This is a genomic window from Pirellulales bacterium (assembly GCA_019636345.1).
GTDB lineage: Bacteria > Planctomycetota > Planctomycetia > Pirellulales > Lacipirellulaceae.
In genome coordinates, this window is record JAHBXQ010000005.1 from 397,278 (window position 1) to 423,495 (window position 26,218).

Genomic DNA, 26,218 nt, shown 5'->3' on the forward strand with positions numbered 1-26,218 from the left:
CAGACGCGAGAGTACGGTTCGGATCAGTCAGTTGAGCCCGGGGCAACGGCAACCCGCGCTACTCGCCGGGCGCCAGTGGCGTGGCGCCGCGGTCCGTGGCGCCCGGCGCATTCGGCAAGCGCGAATTGTACATGCGCTGCACGACTGCGACGATGATGCTCGTGGACCATCCGAGCATCAAGACTCCGACCACCGCTTCGATCGGCCCCAAGAGCCGCCACGACACAGGGGGAATCACGTCGCCGAATCCCAAGGTCGAATAACTGGTCATCGAAAAGTAAAACGCCGTCTCGAAATCAGGCAGCACGCCGCCGGCGGCGTAGGCCGCCGCCCAGACCGACATCTCCAAGAGATGCAGGACGAGCAGCAGGCTGACGAGTCGAATCAGCGTCCACACCGGTCGCGACGCTGCGGAGGACGTCTTCGCCGGCTTCCAGACGCCGGTCGCAGGAATGACGAGATACACGCTGCCCGCCGCATGACACGTGACGGTCACGCTGGTCAGCGCGAGGGCGTAGAGTATTTGCTCAAGCATGGACGAGTCGTGAGCCGCGGCAAGGAATGAGCTGTCAGGCTCATGCTATCTTCGCACGACGCACAAGCGTTCGGAAGCGCCGCCGTAACCGTTCGCGTTCCAGGTTGAACAACTGGTCTGCGCGCAGGACGTCTGCGCAGCGGCGCTCGGCGATTCTGTCGATGGGACGCCACGGAGCATGGCGCCTGCGTCCCGCGGCCGAGCCTCGAAGAGCCGTTGGCCGCGCGGCGGAGCGACCTGTGCCGGTTGTTCCAACCGCGGGGGACTGGGCCGGCCGCGTTTCCGGCCCGCGGATTGCATCCTGCGGGTTGGGCGAAGCTAGATTTGCCGGGGCCGGCATGCGGCTCTGCGCGGATTCGCACACTCGCCCGAACGGAGCGCCGCACCGTGACGCACCACCGAGCCCATCTCAGCCAGACGTTCGAACGCCACATCCTCGAGCAGCAACAGGATTGGCATCCCGAGGCGCGGGGGAACTTCTCGTGGCTGCTGGCGGGGATCGTGCTGGCGTGCAAGATCATCGGCGAGGAGGTCCGCCGGCTGGGACTGTCGACCGCCCGCGGCGCCGCCGGCGAGACGAACGTCCACGGCGAACGCCAGCAGGGGATCGACGTGTTCGCCAACGAGGTGCTGATGGAGTGCCTTGGCGCGCGGGGGAACGTGGGCCTGTTGGCTTCGGAGGAGAACGAGGAGCCGGTCGTCGTGCTCGAAGCCCCCGAAAAGGGGAACTACATCGTCGTGTTCGATCCGCTGGACGGGTCGAGCAACCTGGACGTCAACGTCAGCGTGGGGACGATCTTCTCGGTCTACAAACGGGCGACGCGAAACGGCGGCCCGATTCACGACGAAGTGCTGCAACCGGGGCGCGACCAGATCGCCGCGGGGTACGTGCTGTACGGATCGTCGACGATGCTGGTCTACACGACGGGCCGCGGGGTGCACGGGTTCACGCTCGATCCGACGATCGGGACGTTCGTGCTGACCCACCCCGACATGAAGATGCCCGACCGGGGATGGACCTACTCGGTCAACGAGTCGTACGCCGACGGATTTCCGCCGTACTGCCGACGGTTTCTGCATTGGCTGAAGAGCGGCGAGGACGACGCGGCGTATCGGTCGCGGTACATCGGGTCGCTGGTGGCCGATTTCCACCGGACGCTGCTGACGGGGGGGATCTTCATGTACCCGCCGACCAGTTCGTTTCCCGAGGGGAAGCTGCGGCTGGCGTACGAAGCGAACCCGATCGCGCTGTTGGCCGAGCAAGCCGGGGGACTGGCGACCGACGGCCACGGGCGGATCCTCGACATCGAGCCGACCGCGCTGCACCAACGCGTGCCGCTGTTCGTCGGAAGCCGCCTGGAGATGCAGAAACTGCGCGCGTTCGTCGAGTCGCCTCTGAAGGTCTGAGGGGGGCTCTGAGGGGGGCGTAGAGGCCATCGGCTGTCGGCATGATCGCCCGCTGGCGCCGGCGCACAAACATGTTTGAAGCGCCGGTTTCTGCGGCCCGCTTGGTTGCGACGTCCGGTGACGGTGACGCCCCTGTACGCCTGTTCGGGGATATGTTGATCCGAACACCATGCCTGGGGCGATATGGCGATTTTTTTGACTTTTGTAAACATATTTTCATTGCCGGGGGGTGGGTCGCGTCATGAGCTTCAACGCCATGAAACGCGCCAAGAAGCCGCTGACGCCTGCCGATTCCTGGCATCCCGAGCATCCCTACAACCACCTGCCGCTGCTTCCTCCCGCAGGCGATCTGGAGACGAAGGCGGTTCTCAAGCAGTGCATCGAGGCTCGGGCCGCGGTGGCCGAGTTGAAGCGGGCTGCGGAACGGATTCCCAACCAAGGAATTCTCATCAACACTTTGCCGTTGCTCGAAGCGCAGGCCAGTTCCGAGGTCGAGAACATCGTCACCACGACCGATCGCCTATTCCAGTATCGGGAATCGAACGAGCAGGCCGACCCGGCGACGAAGGAAGCGCTCCGCTACAGCACGGCTATGTTGGAAAGGTTTCGGACGCTCGCCAAACGACCGCTCAGCACCCGGACGGCCGAGCAGATCTGCACGAAAATCAAAGGGGTCTCGATGCAGGTGCGTCGCGTCCCGGGGACGGCCCTTGCCCGAGTAACGGGCGAGGTCGTTTACACTCCTCCTGTCGGCGAGACGTTGCTGCGAGACCTGCTCGCCAATTGGGAGAAGTTCTTGCACGAGTCGACGGACCTCGACCCGCTCGTTCGGATGGCGGTCGGGCACTACCAGTTCGAGGCGATCCACCCGTTTACCGACGGCAACGGCCGCACGGGCCGCATCCTCAACAGCTTGTTTCTCATTCAAGAGAATCTGCTCACGCTGCCCATCCTGTACCTCAGCCGACACATCATTCGGCGGCGAGCGGACTACTATCGCTTCCTGCAAGCGGTCACATGCGAGCAGCGTTGGGAGGAGTGGATCCTGTACATGTTGCAGGGGGTCGCCGAGACGGCCGCGTGGACGACGGCCAAAATCGACGCGATTCAACGCCCTTGCGGAACACACGACCGAGCATGTCCGCACGAAGCTGCCGAAGGCGCCGCGGCATGAGTTGATCAACTTGATCTTCGAACTGCCGTACTGCCGGATTCAAAACGTCATCGACGTCAAACTGGCGGAACGTCAAACTGCGTCGCGATACCTGCAAAAGCTCGTCGAGATCGGCGTCCTGCGAATGCTCGTCGTCGGTCGCGACATGCTGTTCGTCCATCCGAAACTGATCAAGCTGCTGATTAAAGACGGCAATGGGTTCACGCCGTATCCGAAGTAGAAATTGAACTCAGGCAGCAGGCAGCCGCGACGGCGTTCGTCGGGCGGGAGTCGGCTACGGCAGAGCGCCTTCCGCTACCCCTCCGCCAGCACGGCGGTGCCGCTGATGCTGACCATGAGCATGCTGCCGTTGGCGCCGACGGTTTCGTAGTCGAGATCGACTCCGACGACGGCGTTGGCGCCGAGTTCGCGGGCCCGTTCGGCGATTTCGGCGAAGGCGATGTCGCGGGCCTTGCGCAATTCGCCCTCGTACGCGGCGCTGCGGCCGCCGAGGATGTCGCGGATGCCGGCGAAGAAGTCCTTGAAGACGTTCGCCCCCAGAATCGCCTCGCCGGTGACGACCCCCAGGTACTGGCGAATCGGGTAGCCTTCGATCGTGTTGGTGGTGGTGATGATCATGGAAGGGCGAAGAGGATTGAGGCGTGGGGCGGAGATTGGGGGGCGTCTGCCGCTCGACAGCAGCGTCTTGCCCCGACTCGTTGTTGCGAGCTGCTCGCCTGGGGCGGCGGCGACGCTATTATGGGCGTGCATCGTAGCACACCCGTTTGCGTGGCGCCGTGGAGAGCGTATTCGTGAGCGAATCGCCGATCTTGCCGACGACGTTGCGCTGGGAGGGGCCGGCCGCCGGCGGGGCGCTGGTGCTGGTCGATCAGACGCAGTTGCCGGGCGCGACGGTCGAACTGCGCTGCACGACCGTCGCGGAGGCGGTCGACGCGATTCGGCGACTGGCGGTGCGCGGGGCGCCGGCGATCGGGTGCGCCGCGGCGTATGCGACATGCCTGGCCCTGGCCGAAGACCTTCCGCCCCCCAGCCGCGAGGCCCCGCCTCGCCGGCAAAGCGCCGCGGTGCTCCGCGCTTGCGACGAGCTGGCCGCAAGCCGGCCGACGGCGGTGAATTTGTTCTGGGCGCTGGGGCGGATGCGCGGGGTCGTCGAACGGTGGGAGCGGGATTGCGAGGCGCGGGGAGTCGCGGGCGGGGACGACGCGGCGAGTGCGGACCTTGCCGAGCGGCTGTTGGCCGAGGCGCGAGCGATTCATGCGGAGGATCGCGAAATGTGCGCGGCGATCGGGCGGCATGGGGCTGACGCACTCGCCGAACTCCCTGAGGGGGCGAATTTGCTGACTCACTGCAACGCCGGCGCATTGGCGACGGGGGGTGCGGGGACCGCACTGGCGGTGATCTACGAACTCGCCCGGCGCGGAAAGCGGCCCCACGTGTGGGTCGACGAGACGCGACCGCTGATGCAGGGGGCGCGGCTGACGGCGTGGGAGTTGATGCGGAGCGGCGTCGACTGCACGGTGATTTGCGACTCGATGGCCGCGGCGGTCATGCACTCCGGGCGGGTCGACGCGGCGATCGTCGGGACCGATCGGATCGCGGCCAACGGCGACGCGGCGAACAAAATCGGCACCTACGGCGTCGCGGTGCTGGCCGCGGCCCACGACGTGCCGTTTTACGTGGCGGCGCCGACGAGCACGTTCGACTTGTCGCTGGCCGACGGCGCGGCGATTCCGATCGAAGAGCGGGCCGGAGAGGAGATCACGCACGGCTGCGGGCGGCAGACCGCTCCGGCGGGGGCGAGGACCTATAACCCCGCATTCGACGTCACCCCCGCGCGGCTCATTCGCGGGATCGTCACCGAGCGCGGGGTGATCGAACCGGTCGAGCGCGAAAGGGTCGCCGCGGTTGTCGCCGCGGCGGCGGCCCGCTAGCCTGAAACCAGGAACTGAACCCCACGGAGGTTGCCATGGCGACAAAGCCCAGTCCGGCCAAGAACAATCCCTCGATCGGCGAGTATCTGCTCGAACGGTTGCAGGATTACGGCATCGCCGACGTGTTCGGGATTCCGGGGGACTACGTTCTGTCGTTCTACACGATGCTCGAGGCGAGTCCGATCAACGCCATCGGCTGCACGCGCGAGGATTGCGCGGGGTTTGCGGCCGACGCCTACGCCCGGGTGCGGGGGATGGGGGCGCTGTGCGTCACCTACTGCGTGGGGGGCTTGAGCGTCTGCAATTCGGTCGCGGGGGCGTTCGCCGAGAAGTCGCCGGTGGTGGTCGTCACCGGGTCGCCGGGGATGCGCGAACGGGTTCACAACCCCCTGCTCCACCACATGGTGCGGGGGTTTCGCACGCAGTACGAGGTGTTCGAGAAGCTGTGCATCGCCGGGACCGAGCTGAACGACCCGGCCACGGCGTTTCGCGAGATCGACCGGGTGCTGGCGGCGTGCCAGCGGTTCAAGCGGCCCGTGTACATCGACATGCCGCGCGACATGGTGCACGTGGTTCCCGACGGCCCGCGCCCGGCGCCGCCGGCGGAGCCCGTGAGCGATCGCCGGGCGCTCGACGAGGCGGTGTGCGAGGCGGCGAAACGAATCGAGCAGGCCCGCCAGCCGGTGCTGCTGTTGGGGGTCGAGATCCATCGGTTCGGCCTGCAGGATCTGGCGCTCAAGCTGGCCGAGGAGACGGGCATCCCGATGGCGGCCACGATGCTGGGCAAAGGGGTCGTCGCCGAGACGCATCCGTTGTACATGGGCCTGTACGAAGGAGCGCTCGGGCGGCAAGAGGTGACGCGGTACGTCGAGGCGAGCGACTGCGTCGTGATGCTCGGCACGTTCATGACCGACATCAACTTGGGCATCTACACGGCCGAGCTCAACGCGGGCGACTGCATCTACGCCACGAGCGAAGAGCTGCGGATTCGTCACCATCACTACCACGACGTCCGGCTGCAGGACTTTCTCGCAGGTCTGGCCGCGTTCAAGTGGAAGCGCGCGACGCCGCAGCCCCCTGCCCCGACGGATTGGGAGCCGGAACCGTACAAGCTGGCGGCCGAGGCGCCGATCACGATCACGCGGCTCATGCGGCGATTGGACGAGCAGCTCGACGACCAAACGATCGTGATCGCCGACATCGGCGACGCGCTGTTCGCTTCGACGGAGCTGACGACCCAAGGCCGGACCGAGTTTCTCAGCCCGGCGTATTACACCTCGATGGGGTTCGCCGTGCCCGCGGCGCTGGGGGCGAAGATCGCGCGGCCGTCGGCCCGCGTCGTGGCGATCGCGGGGGACGGGGCGTTTCAGATGACGGGGATGGAGCTGTCGACTCTGGTGCGCCGCAAGTTGCCCGCGATCGTCGTCGTGCTGAACAACGGGGGCTACGGCACCGAGCGGCTGCTGCACCCCGGCGACTACGAGTTCAACGAAATCCACTCGTGGCGGTATCACGACCTGCCGCGGGTGCTGGGCGGGGGACAGGGCTACGAGATTCGCACCGAGGGAGACTTCGACGCGGCGTTGCGCGCCGCGTGGAACGCGACCGACGGGCCGAGCATCCTGCACGTGCACCTGGCGCCCGGCGACGCGAGCCGTGCGCTGAGTCAACTGGGGGCGATGATGAGCCGCACGGTCGTGCAGTAGGGCCCGGACGAGTCGGAGGCCGGTACGTCGGCGAGCGGGCGTTTGCTCGGCTGCGCAGGGGGTGGTAGATTGCCGCCGGCGCGGCGACTCTTGCCGGTCGATCGTTCCGTCGCATCGCGCCGATCTCTTGGACGCCCCTGGACCGCTGGAGGAAATGTCATGCGTTGTGCACGAATGTTTGCGTTGGTCGTCGCGACGGCGGTCGCAGTTCCGCTTGTTCGCAGCGCAGTCGGCCAGGCGCCCGAGGCGCCCCCGACGAGCCCGGCGACCAAGGAGCACGAGTGGCTGAAACAGTTCCTCGGCGAGTGGGAGTCGGAGGCCGAAGGGTCGATGGGCCCCGACGAGCCGCCGACCAAGTGCAAGGGGACGATGTCGTGCCGGGCGCTGGGGGACTTGTGGATCGTCAACTCCTCGCGCGGCGAGGCGATGGGGGTCGCGGTCGAGGCCCAGCAGACGCTCGGTTACGATCCGAAGAAGAAGAAATACGTCGGCACGTGGGTCGACTCGATGTTCAACCACATGTGGCTCTACGAGGGCTCCCTTGACGCCGCGGGCAAGACGCTGACCCTGAACGCGGACGGCCCTGACTTTGCGGATCCCGACCGGACGGTGAAGTACCGGGACGTTTACGAGTTCCAGTCCCCCGACCGCTTCAAGATTCGCTCCGAGATGCAGGGCCCCGACGGCGCCTGGATCACGTTCATGCAGGGCGACGTGCGGCGGACGAAGTAACCGGGGGGCGAGGAGCCGAGAGCCGGGGGACTTTGCCGGTTTTGCGGGCCCTGCCTGGGGCGCCGGTCATGCCGACGGGATCGACGATTCTGATTCGCCGACCCGCGGAGCGCCGAGCATAGTTGCCAGAGCGGCGGCGTCGCGCACGGATTGCGCGACAACTCCCGGCAGTCGCGCAAGCAGACCGGCTCGTCCCCAGCGAAAAGGATTTCCCAATGAACTCTCGCATGGCCCGGAGGGCGCTGTTGACGTTGTCGGCGGCCGCCCTGATCGGCGGCGGCGCCAGCGCCCAAACCGCGTCGACACAGGAGGGATGGTTCGGAGGCGTCGATTTCTTGTTCCTGTCCCCCAAGATCAGCGAAGCGGGGGTCGCCTCCATCTTCTTCTGGGACGGGCTCGCGTCCGCGTCGCAGTACGGGGGCTCGCTGAGCTCGCCGCTGAACTTCGCCCAGCGCGTGTTCGTCGGCTATCAAGGCGACGGCGGGGGCGGCGCCCAGGTCCGCTGGTTCACGTTCGACAACACGGTCGACTACGTCGGCGAGGTGAACGAAGGGGGACCGCCGATTCAGTTGTTCGGTTCGACGCAGTTGGAGGTCGACGCGGTCGACCTGGAACTGTTGCAACGCGGCAACTTCGCCAACTGGAACTGGATGGGGACCGCCGGGGTGCGGATCGCCGACGTCAGCCTCCGTGAGAGCGAGATCAATTTCGAGGATCTCAACGACTTCGTCTGGGGCGGATCGACGGGCGTGCAGTTCCAGGGCGCCGGGCCGACGCTGTCGGTTCAGGGGGCGCGGCCGATCCTGCTGGACGGTCTGTCGATCTTCGCGAACGCCAGGACGGCCCTCTTGTACGGCGACACCGACTGGTGGACCGCCTTCCCCAGTTGGCTGGGCGCGAACGGCGGCCGGTACACGATCCGCGACGACTTCGTGCAGGTCTGGGAGTTCCAATTCGGCCTGCAGCACACGAAGCAATTCGAGGCCTGCGACATGTTCACCGGAATCTTCTGGGAAGCCCAGCGCTGGGAAAGCGACTCGGGGTTCCTGGGGGATCTGGGATTTCACGGGTTCGGCGTCCGGACGGGCCTCGTGTATTGACCGCCCTGGGCGTCGCCGCGGCGGCGCCGGGCCCTGCCATGTCAAATTCGCACACGGCCGCTCCTCGCGCGAGGAGCGGCCGTTTTTCGTCGGGGGCGTGCGAATCCGCTTCCGGCGCCGGCACTCTGCGGTAGGCAGACACGGGGGACTTGGCTTAAATTAGCCTCTTCTTGTCGCCGGGTACGCCAATTGCGGGAGGGCGGACGCGTCGCGGGGTTCTTTCCCCCCTGGTCGCGAGCGCGCCGTTTGCTTCGTCCCGCCGGAGCGACGCCCGTCGGCAGGCGTACACACCTTCCTCGTTCCTTAGGATCTGATCACCGTCATGGACAGCAGCGTTATCACCAAATACTGGGCGATCGCGCCCGTCGCCTCGATCGCCGCTTTGGGCTTCGCCGTGTACTTCTACAAGAAGATGATGGCCGCCAGCGAAGGGTCGGACCTGATGAAGGAGATCGCCCAGCATGTCCGCGAGGGCGCCATGGCGTATCTCTCGCGGCAATACCGGGTCGTGACGATCGTGTTCGTCGTGCTGGTGATCATTCTGACCGTGCTGGCCAAGTACGGCATTCAGAATCCGTTCGTGCCGGTCGCGTTCCTCACCGGCGGGTTCTTCAGCGGGTTGTGCGGCTACATCGGCATGCGCACGGCGACCAACGCCTCGGCCCGCACCGCCCAGGGATGCAGCGAGGGGCTCAACCGCGGGTTGACCGTCGCCTTCCGGAGCGGGGCGGTCATGGGGCTGGTGGTCGTGGGCTTCGGACTGCTCGACATCTGCCTGTGGTATTGGATTCTCGACCAGTTCGTCTACTCGCCCGAAAACATGGAACAGGGCTGGACGTTCTGGGGGATGACGATGGTCGCCCCCGGAACCACGCCGATCGACAAGCTGGTCCACATCACGACGACGATGATCACCTTCGGCATGGGCGCCTCGACCCAGGCCTTGTTCGCCCGCGTCGGCGGCGGCATCTACACCAAGGCGGCCGACGTCGGCGCCGACCTCGTGGGCAAGGTCGAGGCGGGGATCCCCGAGGACGACCCCCGCAACCCGGCCACGATCGCCGATAACGTGGGCGACAACGTCGGCGACGTCGCCGGCATGGGCGCCGACCTGTACGAATCGTACTGCGGATCGATCCTAGCCACGGCCGCCCTCGGCGCCGCGGTCGGGGCGCACCGGGTCGCCGAAGCGACCGTCAATCCCGAGATCGACGTCAACGATGCGTTTAACACGGCCGTCGGGCTGGTCACCGCTCCGATGATCGTCGCGGGGATCGGCACGGTGCTGTCGATCATCGGCATCTTCATGGTCAAATGCCGCGAGGGCGCCACGCAGGCCAACCTGCTCAAGGCGCTCTTGATCGGCACGCTCGGCTCCAGCGCGCTCATCCTGCTGGCCCTCATGGGGCTGGCCGGCACGGGCTTTGTGAGCTGGGGGATCGTCGGCTCGGTCGTCGCGGGGCTCGCCGCGGGGGTGATCATCGGCCAATCGACCGAGTACTACACCTCGGACGAATACGGACCCACCAAGGGGATCGCCAAGCAGGCTCAGATGGGGCCGGCGACGACGATCATCGACGGGCTGGCGACCGGCATGTACTCGGCCGGCATCCCGGTCATCACGATCGTCGTCGGCATTTTGTGCGCGTTCGCTTTTGCGGGCGGGTTCACTGACATGAACATGGGGCTGTACGGCGTGGGCTTCGCCGCCGTGGGGATGCTGGCCACGTTGGGCATCACGCTGGCGACCGACGCCTACGGGCCGATCGCCGACAACGCCGGCGGCAACGCCGAGATGGCGCATCTGGCCCCCGAAGTCCGCGAGCGGACCGACGCCCTCGACTCGCTGGGCAACACGACCGCGGCCACCGGCAAGGGATTCGCCATCGGCTCGGCGGCGCTGACGGCCATGGCCCTGTTGGCCGCCTACATCGAGGAAGTGAAGATCTGGGTCAGCAAGCTGGCCGCGGAGAACGAAGGGATCTTCCAGGTCGGCACGATCAAGTTCACCCAGGACGCCTCGATCGGTCAGGCCGAGGACGTGACTTTCATCGGAACCGCACAGATCCGCGACTTTGTCGAGGCGTACGACCTGAGCGTGATGAACCCGCTCTTGCTGTGCGGGTTGTTCCTGGGGGGGATGATGGCGTTCGTCTTCTGCGCAATGACGATGAAGGCGGTCGGTCGGGCCGCGGGCGCCATGGTCAACGAAGTGCGGCGGCAATTCAAGGAAATCCCCGGCATCATGGAAGGCAAGGGCAAGCCCGACTACGCCCGCTGCGTGGCGATCAGCACCGCGGGTGCCCAGCGCGAGATGATCGTGCCGTCGATCCTGGCGATCGCGGTGCCGGTGGCGACGGGGTTGGTGCTCGGCGTACCGGGGGTCCTGGGCTTGCTCGCCGGCGGGCTGACCAGCGGCTTCGTGCTGGCCACGATGCTGAACAACGCGGGCGGCGCCTGGGACAACGCCAAGAAGCACATCGAGCGCGGTCACTACGGCGGCAAGGGCTCCGAAGCCCACAAGGCCGGCGTCGTGGGCGACACCGTGGGCGACCCGTGCAAAGACACGAGCGGCCCGTCGCTGAACATCCTCATCAAGCTCATGGCGATGGTGAGCGTCGTGTTCAGCCCGCTGGTGGTGAAGTTCTCGCCCGCCGTGCAGGAATGGCTGGGAATCGTCTTCAAGACGGCCGGCGGCGAGTAAGCGGAACGTGCTCGACAGGCGAGGCCGCGGGGCTGAGCCGCAACGCCGTGGCGCAACAATCACGGCCCGCGATCATCCGATCGCGGGCCGTTTTTTTTTCTGCGCTGCATACCCCAAGCCCAGCCGCGACCTCCCAGGTCGCCGGCGGCGCAACGGCAGCTTGGCGCTGCAAACGCTCGCCGAGGCTCCCGGCGACCTGGGAGGTCGCGGCTCACGGACATCTCACTCGGCATGCACTGGCGGTGCACGTCATGACGGCGCCGCGTCAGAGTCCCCTGCCGCGCGGCGAAAATCTTCCTTGAGTCCGTACCGGTGATAACGGACGTTGCGGGGGTTCATCGTGTGACCCCAACTGACTTGGGCGACGTCGACGCCCAACGCGGCGGCCAGCGCGGCGCGCTCGCCGGGGTTGGGGAGCCACCGGCCGTCGAGGATCGCGGCGACGCGTTCCTCCGCCAAACCGCATGCGGCGGCAAGATCGTCGAGCGAGTGGGGGGAATTCTCAAAGATGGCGTCGATGGTCTTCATGGCGCATGACCGAATCGTAAGGAATGTCCGCCGAGCGCGGGGCGAGTGACGCTTGTTTGCCGTTCCTGCGACGTAGCTGGAGTCGAAGCGAAGCGAGCCCCCAGGCGACGTCCTGCCTGCCGGCGCTGCGCATCAATCCCCGCTGTCCGCTGGCTTAGCGCAAACGGCGTCGCGGTCCGGCGCAGTTTCCCTTTGCGTCCTGGTGCGGCAGCCCGTAGAATTAAGACAGCCGCGAGGGGCCCCTTGCCCTTCCCCCTTTTTTGATGCCGCAGTTCGGATTTTGCAACACCGCTCGCCGCTGGCCGTTCTTTCGCCTTGGTGAAGACGCAGCGGGCGAAGCTCGTCGACTGCCTTTTCTTACGAACGACAGCCTGATCTGAGCTTCACGCCGCGAATCGCCGTGGTCGTCGAGGACGGAATTGACTTCGGGTCGCGTCGAACATCGGCGCCCCGCACAGGTTGTGGACTTGCCGCGCCAGCCGCCGCCCCGTGATCCGCGGGACTGCCAGGCGGCGTCGCGTGCGCGGATTTCGCGAAAGGACGACCCGCACGATGGCCACCGACTCGATTGATCGCGTCACCGACGTCCCCGAGTTCGACCCCGCGGGGGGGAAGTACCAGTACCCGGGCATCCCCACGACCTGCGACGGGGCCGAGGCGGTCGTCTGGGTCGAGACCCGCATCTCGCAGGGCTCGGGCGCCTTTCCGATCACCAGCAGCACGACGATGGGGGGCGGGTTCAACGCCGCGGTCGCCGCGGGACAGCCGAACCTGTGGGGAGATCAACTGGTGTTCGTCGAGCCGGAGAGCGAGCACTCCTCGGCGACGTTTTGCGAGGGGTTCGCCATCGCGGGGGGACGGGTCACGAACTTCACCTCCGGGCAAGGCTTGGTCCTGATGAAGGAGGTGCTGTACACGATCGCCGGCAAGCGCTTGCCGGCGGTGTTCAACATCGGCGCCCGGGCTCTGACCAGCCACAGCTTGAACGTCCACGCCGGGCACGACGACGTGATGAGCGTCGCCGACGTCGGCTGGGGAATGCTGCTGGCCCGCAACGCCCAGGAGGCGTGCGACCTGTGCCTCATCGCCCGCCGCGCGGCCGAGGCCTCGCATACGCCGTTTTTCAACGTCCAGGACGGATTTCTCACGACCCACACCGTGGAAAGCGCGAAGCTCCCCGAACTGGAATTCATGAAGGAGTTCGTCGGCAAGCCCGAAGATCGCCTGATGAATCTCATGGACCCGGCCAACCCGATCATGTCGGGGGTCGTGCAGAACCAAGACTCGTACATGAAGGGCAAGATCGCCCAACGGTGGTACTACGACCAAGTCGCCCCCGCGCTGCAGGAGGCGTTCGACGAATTCGCCCGCGCCACGGGTCGACGATACGGCATGGTCGATGCGTACCGCTGCGCCGACGCCGAGTACATCCTGGTCGGCATGGGCTGCTTCATGGAGACCGCCCAGGCGACGGTCGACTATCTGCGCAATCGCAAGGGGATCAAGGCGGGGTGCCTCAACGTCTACTGCTTCCGCCCCTTCCCGGCCGAGCAGATCGTCGCGGCGCTGAAGGACTGCGTCGCGTTCTCGGTGCTCGAGCGGATGGACGACCCGTTGTCGACGACCGGCAACCATCTGGCGCGCGAGATCAAAGCCGCGTTCTGCGACGCGCTGATCGGGCAGAACAGTCTGGAGAAGGTCGAGCGGATCCCGCGGATCTACGCCGGCTGCGGCGGGCTGGGGAGTCGCGACGTTCGCGCGGGAGACATTCTGGCGATCTTCGACAACATGCGCCACGACACGCAGGACGTGTTCTGCGTCGGCGTCAAGCACAAGCTGGCCCTCGACGTGACCGAGGACCCCGACCTGCGGCCCCCCGGGGCGTTCTCGATGCGCGGGCACTCGGTCGGCGGGTTCGGATCGGTGACCACCAACAAGGTCATCGCGACGATCGCCGGGCAGGTGTTCGGCAAGGACGTGCAGGCGTATCCCAAGTACGGTTCGGAGAAGAAGGGGCTGCCGACCACGTATTACCTGACGATCGCCGACTCGCACATCGCGACCCACAGCGAACTCGAAGCGGTCGAACTCGTGGTGCTCAACGACACCAACGCGATGTTCAGCGGCAATCCGCTCGCGGGGATGGTCGACGGCGGGGCGATCTTCATGCAGAGCCCGTACGAAAACCCCGTGGACGTATGGGCCCGGATTCCCGAGCAGCACAAGAACACGATCCGGCAGAAGCGGCTGCGGGTGTATTTCGCCGACATGGTGAAGATCGCCCGCGAAGTGGCCTCGGTGGCCGACCTCGAGATGCGAATGCAGGGGATCGTGCTGTTGGGGGCGTTCTTGAAGCTGACCCCCTACGCCAAGTCGTCGGGGATGAGCGACGCCCAAGTTTACGAAGGGGTCGAAAAGGCCCTCCGCAAGTACTTCGGCAAACGGGGCGAGCAAGTCGTCCAGGACAACCTCGCCTGCGTGAAGCGCGGGTACGAGGAAATGCAGGAAGTGTCGCGAGGACTCATGGAATGATCGGCGTCTGAGCGTCCTCCGCCGGCGTATCTCGCTGGTCGTCGGCAATCAATGGCTTGTTTCCGATCGCCCGTCAACTATCGCCACTCACCCACCGGTGCCGCCATGTCCGCCGTCGATTCCGTTCGTTCGATGAACTCCGCCAGCGAGCGAGATCCGTTCAACAACAACAGTTACGGGACGCTGGTGGATCGGGGGTACGTCGGGGCGGCGCTCCCGGTGCTCGACGTCCATGATTTCAACGATCGGATCATCCGCGGTTACGAGGAGGGGTACGGCGAGAAGGAACTGCCGGCCGACTTGTCGACCGCCCGGTCGCTGATCCCGGCGGGAACCGCGACGCTGCGTGATTTCAGCTACGTGGCGCCGGAGATCCCCCGCTACATCCGCGACAACTGCACCGGCTGCATGGACTGCGTGACCGAGTGTCCCGACACGGCGATCCTGGGCAAGGTGCTGAGCGAGTCGGAGCTAGAGGCGAAGCTCGCCGCGATTCCCGACGCGGACGAACGAGCCAAATTCGCCGAGTCGTGGTCGAAGCCCCGCAAGTATTACGACGGCCCGAAGAAGAAGGGGCTGGAAGGGGGCGTCTTCGCCATCGTCATCGACCCCAGCAAGTGCAAAGGGTGCGCGGAGTGCGTCACGGTGTGCGACGATCTGGCGCTCGAGATGATCCCCAAGACCGAGCCGGTGATGCGCGACATCCGCCGCGGGCATCGGCAGTTCAAAGAGTGCGGCCCCAGCAACGAGGCCTACATCAACGACAGTTTGCTCGTCGACATGATGCTGCGCGAGCAGACCCACATTTACGTCGGCGGCGCGGGAAGCTGCGCCGGCTGCGGCGAGGGGACCGCGTTGCGGATGATGTGCGCAGCCACCGGCGCCAAGTACGGCGACCAATGGGGCATCATCGCCGCCACCGGGTGCAATACGGTCTACACCTCGACCTATCCGTACAACCCGTATCTCGTGCCGTGGACGAACTCGCTGTTCGAGAACGCGCCGGCCGACGCGATGGGAGTTCGCAGCCGGTGGGACCAACTGGGGTGGCGCGACCGCCCGCTGTGGTGCATCGGGGGAGACGGAGCGATGTTCGACATCGGGTTTCAGTCGCTGTCGAGGCTGTTGGCCTCGGGGATGAACGTCAAGGTGTTCGTGCTCGACACGCAGGTCTACAGCAACACGGGGGGACAAGCGTCGACCAGCACCTACACCGGCCAGAACACCAAGATGAGCGTCCACGGCAAGGCGGTCGCCGGCAAACAGGAGCGCCGCAAGGAGATCGCCCAGATCGCCATGATGCACCCCCGCACCTACGTCGCCCAAACGACCGCGGCGCACGTCAATCATTTCTACAAGGCGGTCCTCGGGGCGCTGGAGTTCGACGGCCCGGCGGTGGTGAACTGCTACACGACCTGCCAGCCTGAGCACGGCGTGGCCGACAACATGGCGGGCGAGCAGGCCCGGCTGGCGGTCGACACGCGGGCGTTTCCGCTGCTGGTGTTCGATCCCTCGAAGGGAGATCGGATCAAGGAGCGATTGAGCCTGCAGGGCAACCCGGCGATGAAGGACGACTGGTTCAAGAACCCGAAGACGGGCGAAACGGTCGACTTCATCGACTTCTGCCGCAGCGAGGGGCGGTTCGTCAAGCACTTCGACCGCGCCGGAAACCCGAGCGAGACGCTGCTGCGAGCCCGCGAGGACCGGCTCGAAAACTGGCACACGCTGCAAGAATTGGCGGGATTGCGGTAGCGCCGAACTGACCGCCGCGGCGCTTGGCAACGCGCGCTTCGGGACGTAGGCTAGCGGCATGAGCGAGAATCTCCGTGCCGCCGATCGTTCCGTCGCCGTGATTGGCGCCGGGTTGTCCGGGCTGATCGCCGCGCGTCGCTTGCGCGCGTCCGACGTCGCCGCCGTCGTGTTCGACAAAGGGCGCGGCGTCGGCGGGCGGATGGCGACGCGGCGCACGCCCGGCGAGGCGCGGTTCGATCACGGGGCCCAGTACTTCACGGTCCGCGACGAACGATTCCGCACCCAGGCCCACGACTGGCTCGAAGCGGGGGTCGTCGCCCCTTGGCACGGACGGATCGCGGTGATCGAGGGGGGCGGCATCCGCACCTCGCCCATTCTCCGCGATCGCTTCGTCGGCGTCCCCGGGATGAACGCCGTCTGCAAGCATCTGGCCGATGGGCTCGACGTGCGCTGCGGCGTGCGGGTCGGCGCGGTCGAGCGGGTCGGTTCGCGGTGGCGGCTGACTGACGACGCGGGGAGCGCGCTGGGCGAGTTCGATCAGATCCTGTCGACGGCCCCGGCCCCGCAAACCGCGGCGTTGTTGGCAGCCGTCCCCGGCGTCGCCGCAGCCGCCGCGCAGGTGCAGATGCACCAGTGCTGGGCGGTCATGGCCGAGTTCGACGCGCCGCTGTTGGCCGAGTTCGACGGGGCGTTCGTCAACGAGGGCCCCCTGTCCTGGTTGGCGCGCGACACCTCGAAGCCGGGCCGCGTCGCCCTGGCCGGCGGCGACTGTTGGGTGCTGCACGGCTCGCACGCGTGGAGCGCGGCGCATCTCGACGCCGCCCCCGAGGAGGTCGCAAGAGAATTGCTCGCGGCGTTCTTCGTCGCGGCCCGCGTGTCGCCGGCGCCGACGCGCTCGCTCGTCGCCCATCGCTGGTTGTACTCGAGCCCCGTCGAGCCTCGCCCCGAACGATTTTTGCGCGACGACCGCTTGCAGGCGTATGCCGCGGGCGACTGGTGCGGGGGGCCGCGCGTCGAGGGGGCGTTCCTCAGCGGGTTGTCCGCCGCCGAGGCGATGCTGGGGTTGGCGTAGCGTCTCCGCAGAGTCGACGTCCGGAATCGACCGGTTTTCCGACCGCTGCGAGAAAGCCCCGCAGACACTCAACAAGGAATCGCGTCATGCAACCTGCGTCGTCGGGCAAGTCCGTGCGGAAGTCAATCGGCCTGACGGCGGGGATCGTCGGCGGGATCGTGGGGGGAATCTTCGGCTCGCAGGCGGGCCGAGAGGCCGTGCAGCATTACTTCCGCAGCGACGCCTCGATCGACCGCGAACTGGTCGAGGCGGCCAATCAGATCAACGCGACGCTGCCGATGACGATCGATCGCAACACGCGGCTCGACTCGACCGCCGCCTTGCCGGGCAAGAAATTCTGCTACCTGTACACGATTCTCGACCTCGACCCGCCGCCGACCGCCGGGGAGCTCGAAGCGATGATGAAACCCCTGATGATCAACAACTATCGGACGGCGCCCGAGATGAAGACGATGCGCGATCAGGACGTGACGCTCGTCTACAAATACCGCGACGAGGCGGGCAATCTGCTCGCCTCGTTCGAGGTGACGACGCGCGAGTTGGAGTAGCCGAGGCGTTATGTGGCGATCGGAACGACTTCGCCGGCGTTTGGCCGCCGGCAGCCCGGCGGCGCTCAACTTGTACGCCGTCGGGGCGGCGTTCACCGCCTACTTCTGCATGTACGCCTTCCGCAAGCCGTTCGCCGCGGCGACGTACGAGGGGCTCACGACCACCGCGCTCGGCGCCACGTTGCAGCTCAAAACGACGCTGGTCGTCAGCCAAGTGCTGGGCTACGCCACGGCCAAGTTCCTGGGAATCAAGTTCTGCAGCGAGGCGCGCCGCGGGCGACGGGCGCTCTGGCTCGTGGCGATGATCGCCGCCGCCGAGGGAGCGCTGGTGCTGTTGGCCGTCGTCCCCGTCGAGTGGAAGCCGCTGGCGATGTTCCTCAACGGCCTGCCGCTGGGAATGGTCTGGGGGCTGGTCGTGCAGTATCTGGAAGGGCGACGAACGTCCGACTTCCTGCTCGCGGGACTCTGCTGCTCGTTCATCCTGGCCAGCGGCGTGGTGAAGGACGTGGGGCGCGGCCTGATGGCGGCGGGCGACGCCCGGCCTGCGGCGCTGGCGGCCATTCCGCCGGCGACCGAGTTCTGGATGCCCGCCGTCGCGGGGGCGCTGTTCTTGCCGCTGGCGCTGCTGGCGATCTGGCTGCTCGATCACCTCCCCGATCCCACCGCCGCCGACCGACGCGAGCGGTGCGAACGCGCCCCCATGGACGCCGCCGATCGCCGCGCGTTCCTGCGCCGGTTCTGGCCGGGTCTCGCGCTGCTGGTGCTCGGCTACTTCCTGCTGACCGCGCTGCGCGACTTTCGCGACAACTACATGGTCGACGTGCTCCAGGAACTGGGCTACTCCTACGACGAGCACGGTTCGGCGATCTCGCGGATGGAACTGCTGGTGTCCTTCGTCGTGCTCGGTGCGATGGGCAGCCTGATCCTGGTGCGGAACAACGTCCGCGGGCTCGCCGTCGTGCTGTCGGCGATGGTCGCGGGGTTCGCGCTCATCGGCGGCGCGACCTATCTCAAACAAATCGGCGCCATCGACGGACTGTGGTGGATGACGCTGTTGGGCACGGGGGCCTACTTGGCGTACGTCCCCTACAACGCCATGTTGTTCGATCGCCTGTTCGCCGCGACGCAGACCGTGGGGACCGCCGTGTTCGCGATCTACGTCGCCGACGCGATCGCCTACGTCGGCAGCGTGGCGGCGCTGCTGCTGAAAGACCATTCGTGGGGAGACGCCACCTCGACCTCGTTCTTGATGCAGCTGGCGTACGTCGTCAGCGCCGTCTCGGTCCCCGCGGTCGCGGCGAGCGGCGTTTACTTCTGGCGGCGCAAGGCGAGCCCTGCGCCGGGCGCCCCGGGCTGAACCGTACGCCGCAAGCAAGCGGCGCGCCGGTCGGCGCGACGTGCGCAATTCGACTGGTCCGCTGCGCGGCCGGCGTGAATGCGTCAACTGCGCAGCGGGGGTTCCCAGGGCAAGCTGCCCCCTGTGTGGTTTGACTCACCTCCGTCGCCCCCTGGCGGGCTCGGGCAGCGACGCGGCGGGTTGTCGCCTGGCGCGGCGGGGCGTACTCTCAAGATATCTTGTCCCAAGCGTTTGGGACCGTTGCCCCGCGGCCCCGAGATCGCCCCTCGTGTTGGTTCTGCTGCGACATGCCGTGCGGGTAGCGAGCGCAGGGCTGGCCCTGGTCGCCGTCGGGACGCCCGCGACGGCCATGGACGACGCGGGACGCCAGCGATTTCGCCAAACGGTCGAGCCGATCCTCGCCGACCGCTGCTACGACTGCCACGGCCACGGCGCCAGCGAAGCGGGCGTCGCGCTGGACGGCGGCGAGTCAGGCGATCCGCCGCTCGACGATCCGCAACTCTGGCAACGGGCCCTGCGGCAATTGCGCGCCGGGTTGATGCCCCCGGACGGCGACGCGCTGGAAGGCGCGGAGCTCGCCGCGCTCGAACGCTGGATCGTGCGCGACGCTCTGCAGTTCGATCCCGAGCGCCCCGACCCGGGACGAGTGACGATTCGCCGGCTCAATCGCACCGAGTACCGCAACACGGTGCGCGATCTGTTGGGGGTCGATTTCAACGCGGCCGACGCCTTCCCCCCCGACGACACGGGGCATGGGTTCGACACTCTGGGGGAAGTCCTCACGACGTCGCCGCTGTTGTTGGAGAAGTACGTCGAGGCCGCGGGGGACGTCGTCGCGGCGGCGGCGGAACAAGCCCGACGATCCCAGCCCGTCCCGCCGGACGATCAACCGGAAGCGGACGCGCCGCCCCCCGATCCGTTCGTCGCCTGGCACGCCGTCGACGGCGCCGCGTACTTCGCCGATGCCGACCTGCCGGCCGACCAGCGCCGCAATCGGGCCGAGCAAGCGCTGACCCATTTCGCATCGCGGGCGTTTCGACGACCCGTCGACGACGCGACCGTCGCACGGCTCGTCGCGTTGGCCGAGGCGCAGTGGTCCGAGGGCGAGCAGTTCGCCGCAGGGTTGACGCGCGCGATGACCGCGGTGCTCGCCTCCCCGCGATTCTTGTTTCGGATCGAAGAGATCGAGCCGGCGCCGGCGGGAGAACACCCGCTGGTCGACCAGTTCGCGCTCGCCTCGCGGCTGTCGTACTTCCTGTGGTCGACGATGCCCGACGCCGCGCTGTTGGAGCTGGCGGCCCAAGGCCGGCTGCGGGCCGAACTGCCGGCCCAGCTCGAACGGATGCTGGCCGACGGACGCAGCGAGCAGTTCTACCGCAACTTCGTCGGGCAATGGCTGCAAACCCGCGACGTCGAGTCGGTGCCGATCGATCCGGCGTTCGTTTCGCTGCGCGACGACCCGCGCTTCGCCGAGTTCGACGTCAAACGGAACCGCTTCCGCCAGTTGCGCCGCCGCAGCGAACGCCAGGACCGGCTGACCAAGGCCGAGCGGTCCGAACTCGCCGCGCTGCGCAAGGAGATGAACGACTTCCGCGCCAAATTCGGCGACCAGCAGTTCAGTTACGAACTGCGGGAGTCGATGCGCGAAGAGACCGAGCGGCATTTCGAGTACGTCGTCGTCGAGAATCGCCCGCTCGTGGAATTGCTCGACGCAAACTACGCCTTTCTCAATCAAGGGCTCGCCCGGCACTACGGCCTGGAGAGCCTCGTCGAGCATTTGCCGACCGACGGCGTCCGGCGGATCGAGTTGCCGGCCGGCACTCCCCGCGGGGGCGTGTTGACGCAAGGCTCGCTGCTGACGGTCACGTCGAACCCCGATCGCACCTCGCCGGTGAAACGGGGACAGTTCATCCTCGAAAACATCCTGGGGACCCCCGCCGCCCCGCCGCCGGCGAACGTCCCCCCGCTCGATTCCGAGGCCGCCGGCGCCGGCGGCCGGCCGCTCACGGTTCGCGAGTCGATGGAACTCCATCGCGCCGATCCGACGTGCCATTCCTGTCACGCCCGCATGGACCCGCTGGGGCTGGCCCTTGAAAACTTCAACGCGATGGGGGCTTGGCGCGACACCGAGCGGGGCGAGCCGATCGACTCCTCCGCGACCATGGCGTCGGGCGAACGACTCGCCGGGGCCGCCGATCTCAAGCGCGCACTCGCCCACGGCCATCGCCGCGAGTTCTTGGTCTGTCTCACCGAAAAGCTGTTGACCTACGGCCTGGGCCGCGGGTTGGAGTACCATGACGTGGGGACGGTCGACGCGATCGTCGACCGGATCGAGGCCGAAGGAGGCACGGCCCGGGCGCTGCTGACGGGGGTCGTCCAGTCGGCCCCGTTCCAACGTCGCCGCGCCGACGTCGAAACGACCGTGGCGGCGACGCCGACGCCTTGAGCCGTACCCGGTCCGAGCAAGCCCGAAGCGAGGGACGCCATGCACGACTTCCGATTCCGCCGTCAAGAAACGTCCGCCCCGGCCTTGCCGCGACGCCAGTTCCTGCTGCGCGGGTTGGGAGCGGCGCTGGCCGTGCCGGCGTGGCAGTCGCTGCAACGCACGGCCCTGAGCGCGGCCGCGGGCGCTCCGCCGTTGGCGACGACCCCGGGGGGCGCCCCGCTGCGAATGGCGTACGTGTACTTTCCCAACGGCGCCATCCCCGCGATGTGGGCGCCGACGCGCGCGGAGAACGACTGGAGCCTGAGCCCCACTCTGGCCGATCTCGCCCCCTGGAAGCACAAGCTGCAGGTCCTCGCGGGTCTCGACCAGCGGAACGCCCAAGGGGGGCCCGACGGCGCGGGGGACCACGCCCGCGGCGGCTCGGTCTTCCTGACCGGCGTGCGGCTCCGCAAAAGCGCCACCGACGTCCGCGCCGGCCAAAGCATCGATCAGGCGGTCGCCCAGCGCATGGGTCACGCCGCGCGCATCCCCTCGCTGGAACTCACCTGCGACCAGGTTCGCAAAAGCGGCACCTGCGACTCGGGCTACTCGTGCGCCTACGTGTTCAACATGTCGTGGCACGACGCGACCACCCCCATGACCCCCGAGCCGAACCCCCGGCAGGCGTTCGAGCGGCTGTTCGGCGCCGGTTCGCCCGAGGAGCGAGCCCGTAGTCTCGTCCAACGGCGGGCCCGCCAGCGGTCGATCCTCGACTATCTGGCCGACGACGCAAAGTCGCTCCACGGACGACTCGACCGCAGCGATCGCGCCAAGCTCGACCAGTACCTCACGGGCGTCCGCGAACTGGAACGCCGCATCGAACAGGAAGAGCGGTTCGCCGCCACGCTCGATCCGGCGATCGAGGCCCCCGCCGGCATTCCCCAGGAGTTCGCCGGGCATGTCGACCTGATGCTCGACGTGCTCGCGCTGGCGTTCCAAACCGATTCGACCCGCGTGGCCACGCTGCTCATGTCGCACGACGGCAGCAACCGCCCGTTCCACGACATCGGCGTCTCCGAGGGGCATCACGACCTGAGCCACCATCAGAACCGACCCGAACGCGTCCAAAAGGTCGCCGAGATCGATCACTGGTACGCCCGCCGCTTCGCGGGGCTGCTCGAGCGGCTCGACGCCATTCCCGACGTCGACGGCCGGACCGTCCTCGACAACTCGATGATCGTCTACGGCTCGGGCAACGCCGACGGCAACGCCCACACCCACGTCAACCTGCCCATCGTGCTGGCCGGCGGCGGCGGCGGAACGCTCGCCCCGGGCCGGTTCGTCGACCACGGCGGCCAACCGCTCTGCAACCTCTTCCTCTCGCTCGCCGACCGCATGGGAGTCGACCTGCCCAGATTCGGCGACTCGACAGGCCGGCTCGGCAATCTGTAAACGCGACAACGGCGGGCGATTCGCGCGGCGGTCCGACGCCGGACGAAACCGCGTCCCACCCCCCTGAGCGGACGACGCTAGCCGCCGGTGAAGCGCGAACAGGGCCGCCCGTCGTTTCGTCCCCACGAACGGCTGTGTCGTCGCGTCGTTCAGCGGCGACGAGCGCCCGCCGCTCATTGTTGCGCTTGGGGGCAAAGCGCGAATGCGACTAGCGGAACGGCCGAGCGGCGCCTCTTGCTCGGCCGTCGACGGCGCCGCCGACGGTCCGCCGGCCCGGCCGCGCGACTGTGCCGGCATGTCGGCTCGACGCAGGTTGAGCCGCTCTCTCTTGCTCGCCAACGGCACGCCCTCATGGATGGCCGAACGTAGTGCCGTTGACCGGACGCGACCAAGCGGAGCGGCTGGTTCTTGGGCCGGCCTAGGTCAGATGCAACCGCTTATCGAGCCGACTTCTGAGGGTGAGGATAGGCCGACTTGAGGCGTTCCAGTTCATCCTTCGTGATCGCCAGCACGGAACCATGGCGAAATGCGTATGGGAATTGGAAATCCGTCGCCGGCGCGAATTGCCCGGTGCTGAGGTCGTTGCTGACAAAAGGCATGTAGCCGAACGCGCCGGCGCCGATTCGATCGCTGACGTTGTCCAACAGCAGAGTCCACGCCGGCGCCTGAGCGTCGGCGGCAGCTTCCAGCTGATAGCAGATCGGACCTTCAAAGTTCTTTCCCTTCCCCGCCGTGAATTGCTCCATCTCCTGCCAGGGTCCCGTCAACTTCTTGCTGCTTGCCATGCTGACCGACTTTTCCTCGTCGTCCTTCATGAAACGATAATAGACGTCTCCGTCCCGCGCGATATGGACGTCAATGACATGATGGGGCCTTTCGATATAGACAAACGGCTTGTCGAACGCGTGGAAGTCCCTGGTGTGCGCCGCCCAGATGCGCTGCTTGGCGTAGTTGTCTCTTTTGGTCGTCGAGGCCCAGTAGACCAGATAGTCCCCGGCCTCTTCATCGTAGATGGCCTCGGGCGCCCAGACGCAACCGGCTTCCTCGGGGGCGACCAGCGCCAGCCTTGGCGGCGACCAATGCACAAGATCAGTCGATTCCCAGATGACGATGGACCGGCTGCCCGCATGCGTGGCCCGATGCCAGTCGCGATTCCTGTTGATGCACAGATCGGTGGCAATGAGCCAGACTTTCGGCCCGTCGTGCGATCGCAGAAGAAATGAATCGCGCACGCCGCATTCGCCCACATCGCTTACCAACACGGGATTTCCGCCGCTGAGCGCGTCCCACTGCTTGCCGTCCCGGCTGACGCCGAAGTAGATCTGCTCGGACAATGGGGTCGTCTCGTCCCTGAAGGTCGAGAACAGAAACCCGCCCTGCGCTGATATCTCGGCGGAAAGAGCCAGGGCAGCCAAAAGAGACGCCGACAAAATCTTCATTCTTTCGTAGTCCTGGCTCTCGCCATTGATCCGAACGGAGGTCCGCGAGACGGAGGGCCTCGCCACGGCCTCAATCTAGTGATCCGCGACGACGAGAGCAATCAACTTGCCGTGGGCCAGGCCGGCTCGGCTGCTACTTGCCCCCTCGCCGCGCGCAGAGGCGAGACGCCCCGCGTCGTCGAGGCGCCGGCAATTGTCGGCAGAGGCGTCATCGACGAATGGCACTTGGTTCTTGCTAAGCCCGTTGAGGATGGCCGGTTTGGCTGCGTGCTTTGGCACAACCTAGAGTTCCTGTCCGAACATGATCCGATGGCCGTCGACTGTGCGAACGCCAAACTCTCGCATGCCCCAGGGCTTGTCCGCAAGCGATTGCGTGAACTCCGCGCCCGCGGCCTGATACTCGGCGAACAACGCGGCAGCGTCCGAGACGGTGACGTAGCCGTACCACGAGTGGTCGCCAAGCTCCGCAGGCGGAACGGCGTCCGGGCACTCGCCGAGCATCACGCGAAAACTGCCGCGAGACAGAAACGTCCAGCCAGGCGCCGTAAAGTCGATGCCCAGACCGAGTACAGACGTGTAGTAATCCGTGGACTTGGCCAAGTCAAGGACGGCAAGCGTGTATCGAACCTTGGTGAAGTCGGGCATGTCCGTCCCCTCGCCGCGAACGACAATGTTGACGCCGAACGATCAAGCGCAGTAGTCCGCCCTCAAGCGAACGGGTTGAGCGTCAGTATCTCGCGGTGGAGAAAAAAACGCCACAGCGGCGGGTCGACTACGGCACGAGGCGGCGTCCCAACTCCATGAGCGGACGGCGCTAGCAGCCGGTGAACTGCCGCCAAAGACTCGATCGAGCTTCATCGGGGGCTAGCGCCCGCCGCTCATTTTTGAGTTTCTGGGCACCACTAGCGCTTTCCTACTCTTTACCTTTTGGGTGTGAACTGCGCACCCTCGCTTTGGCAACGGGTTGCGTCGTCACCAACCCAACAGACTCGAACTGACAAAGCGCTAGTTCGGCGGCCCTGGCTCGCGGCGGGGATAGAGAGTGACCCGCAGGGACGCGCTCGCCGCGGCCATCCGCGCCCTGTGCGGCATGCAGGGGCCGCAGGCCGCCGCCCTCGAACGCGACGGCATGCGCCGTCAGATCGTCGGCCGAAATCAGCTCCAGGTCGGTGTTCAGGTAGCGGATCACGCCGTCCACCGCGATGCGCCTCGGCTGTAGAACGACCAAGCTCAGTTGTCCGCCAAAACAAAGTGGCGGGATTGCACACAGCAGAATTATCGCTGCAATGAAGTAGTTCCGAACCGTACGAACGTCTGGCGGGTCAACTGCAGCGAATTGTTAGGCACGACCGCTCACTTCGGATCAGGCACATCCAGTCCTTTACAAATCTTGCGAGCGAGATTGTCAGAAATCTCGACATGGCGCGGAACCGCTTCTACGTTGCCATTGGCAGGATTCGTCCACAAGGAGTGCGACCTGCCCTCGCGCTTCAGATGACATCCATGTTTGCGCAGGCGCCGAAACAGCGCTGTCCGCTTCATTCCACGGTCACGACGGTTCGGTCCGCATCCTCCGGGACGCCGCGCAAACCATCCTCGCGACGGTCTTCAAGAATCAACGCGATTGCGTCTCGCAGACTGGTTAACGACTCGTCTCGCGAATGCCCCTGCCCGTTGGCGCCCGGAACCTCTGGACAGTATGCGATAAACCATTCCCCGTCACGTTCGACGACGGCGGTAAATTCGTTATGCATGGCTATGTCCCGTTCCGATCCGACCGACCTCAGCCGCTCGCACCTGAGCGACCCGTTGAAACCAGTAGAG

General features: G+C 66.6%; 19 protein-coding genes and 1 pseudogene. 14 read left to right on the forward strand and 6 right to left on the reverse strand.

Features of this window, described 5'->3' with window-relative positions:
• Positions 1–58 precede the first annotated feature (58 nt).
• Complete coding sequence (locus tag KF688_14445) at positions 59–535, reverse strand: two pore domain potassium channel family protein (protein MBX3426876.1); 477 nt, start codon at positions 533–535, stop codon at positions 59–61.
• A 387-nt stretch (positions 536–922) separates the two neighbouring features.
• Between KF688_14445 and fbp the strand changes: the two genes are divergently transcribed.
• Both fbp and KF688_14455 read left to right on the forward strand, forming a co-directional pair.
• Complete coding sequence (fbp, locus tag KF688_14450; protein MBX3426877.1) at positions 923–1,942, forward strand: class 1 fructose-bisphosphatase; 1,020 nt, start codon at positions 923–925, stop codon at positions 1,940–1,942.
• Positions 1,943–2,198: 256 nt separating this feature from the next.
• Positions 2,199–3,336: pseudogene (locus KF688_14455) on the forward strand (Fic family protein).
• Between the two features lie 74 nt (positions 3,337–3,410).
• On the opposite strand, the gene KF688_14460 reads toward KF688_14455, so the two are convergent.
• A complete protein-coding gene (locus KF688_14460) occupies positions 3,411–3,734 on the reverse strand; it encodes a heavy metal-binding domain-containing protein (GenBank protein MBX3426878.1) in 324 nt (107 codons plus the stop codon).
• Between the two features lie 188 nt (positions 3,735–3,922).
• On the opposite strand from KF688_14460, the gene mtnA reads away from it, so the two are divergent.
• The 5 genes from mtnA (at position 3,923) to KF688_14485 (ending at position 11,289) form a co-directional block, all read left to right on the forward strand.
• A complete protein-coding gene (gene mtnA / locus KF688_14465) occupies positions 3,923–5,047 on the forward strand; it encodes an S-methyl-5-thioribose-1-phosphate isomerase (protein ID MBX3426879.1) in 1,125 nt (374 codons plus the stop codon).
• A 35-nt stretch (positions 5,048–5,082) separates the two neighbouring features.
• Complete coding sequence (locus KF688_14470; GenBank protein ID MBX3426880.1) at positions 5,083–6,753, forward strand: alpha-keto acid decarboxylase family protein; 1,671 nt, start codon at positions 5,083–5,085, stop codon at positions 6,751–6,753.
• 159 nt (positions 6,754–6,912) lie between these two features.
• Positions 6,913–7,485, forward strand: a complete 573-nt coding sequence (locus KF688_14475; GenBank protein ID MBX3426881.1) for a DUF1579 domain-containing protein — start codon at positions 6,913–6,915, stop codon at positions 7,483–7,485.
• A gap of 215 nt (positions 7,486–7,700) precedes the next feature.
• Complete coding sequence (locus tag KF688_14480) at positions 7,701–8,585, forward strand: hypothetical protein (protein ID MBX3426882.1); 885 nt, start codon at positions 7,701–7,703, stop codon at positions 8,583–8,585.
• A gap of 322 nt (positions 8,586–8,907) precedes the next feature.
• Positions 8,908–11,289: a sodium-translocating pyrophosphatase gene (locus KF688_14485; GenBank protein MBX3426883.1), complete on the forward strand. Its 2,382-nt coding sequence runs from the start codon at positions 8,908–8,910 to the stop codon at positions 11,287–11,289.
• Positions 11,290–11,538: 249 nt separating this feature from the next.
• Here KF688_14485 and KF688_14490 read toward each other — a convergent pair whose 3' ends face one another.
• Complete coding sequence (locus KF688_14490) at positions 11,539–11,817, reverse strand: helix-turn-helix transcriptional regulator (GenBank protein ID MBX3426884.1); 279 nt, start codon at positions 11,815–11,817, stop codon at positions 11,539–11,541.
• Between the two features lie 552 nt (positions 11,818–12,369).
• On the opposite strand from KF688_14490, the gene KF688_14495 reads away from it, so the two are divergent.
• From KF688_14495 to KF688_14525, 7 genes are all read left to right on the forward strand, one after another.
• Positions 12,370–14,349 (forward strand): 2-oxoacid:acceptor oxidoreductase family protein, encoded by a 1,980-nt coding sequence (locus KF688_14495; protein ID MBX3426885.1) that lies wholly within the window; start codon positions 12,370–12,372, stop codon positions 14,347–14,349.
• Between the two features lie 105 nt (positions 14,350–14,454).
• Positions 14,455–16,101, forward strand: a complete 1,647-nt coding sequence (locus tag KF688_14500) for a hypothetical protein (GenBank protein ID MBX3426886.1) — start codon at positions 14,455–14,457, stop codon at positions 16,099–16,101.
• Positions 16,102–16,159: 58 nt separating this feature from the next.
• Entirely contained in the window at positions 16,160–17,173 is a 1,014-nt protein-coding gene (locus tag KF688_14505) for an NAD(P)-binding protein (GenBank protein ID MBX3426887.1), read from the forward strand.
• Positions 17,174–17,259: 86 nt separating this feature from the next.
• Positions 17,260–17,721, forward strand: coding sequence for a hypothetical protein (locus KF688_14510; protein MBX3426888.1), 462 nt, complete (start codon positions 17,260–17,262; stop codon positions 17,719–17,721).
• 10 nt (positions 17,722–17,731) lie between these two features.
• Entirely contained in the window at positions 17,732–19,078 is a 1,347-nt protein-coding gene (locus tag KF688_14515; GenBank protein MBX3426889.1) for a hypothetical protein, read from the forward strand.
• A gap of 268 nt (positions 19,079–19,346) precedes the next feature.
• The gene (locus KF688_14520; protein ID MBX3426890.1) at positions 19,347–21,524 is read left to right on the forward strand and encodes a DUF1592 domain-containing protein; all 2,178 of its coding nucleotides are present in this window, start codon (positions 19,347–19,349) and stop codon (positions 21,522–21,524) included.
• A gap of 39 nt (positions 21,525–21,563) precedes the next feature.
• On the forward strand, positions 21,564–22,955 hold the full coding sequence (locus tag KF688_14525) for a DUF1552 domain-containing protein (protein MBX3426891.1): 1,392 nt from the start codon (positions 21,564–21,566) through the stop codon (positions 22,953–22,955).
• Between the two features lie 437 nt (positions 22,956–23,392).
• On the opposite strand, the gene KF688_14530 is transcribed toward KF688_14525, so the two are convergent.
• The 3 genes from KF688_14530 to KF688_14540 all read right to left on the reverse strand — a co-directional run bounded on the left by KF688_14530 (position 23,393) and on the right by KF688_14540 (position 25,583).
• Positions 23,393–24,394: a glycoside hydrolase family 43 protein gene (locus KF688_14530; protein ID MBX3426892.1), complete on the reverse strand. Its 1,002-nt coding sequence runs from the start codon at positions 24,392–24,394 to the stop codon at positions 23,393–23,395.
• A 282-nt stretch (positions 24,395–24,676) separates the two neighbouring features.
• Complete coding sequence (locus KF688_14535; protein ID MBX3426893.1) at positions 24,677–25,039, reverse strand: VOC family protein; 363 nt, start codon at positions 25,037–25,039, stop codon at positions 24,677–24,679.
• A 268-nt stretch (positions 25,040–25,307) separates the two neighbouring features.
• Positions 25,308–25,583, reverse strand: a complete 276-nt coding sequence (locus KF688_14540) for a hypothetical protein (GenBank protein ID MBX3426894.1) — start codon at positions 25,581–25,583, stop codon at positions 25,308–25,310.
• Positions 25,584–26,218: the final 635 nt, after the last annotated feature.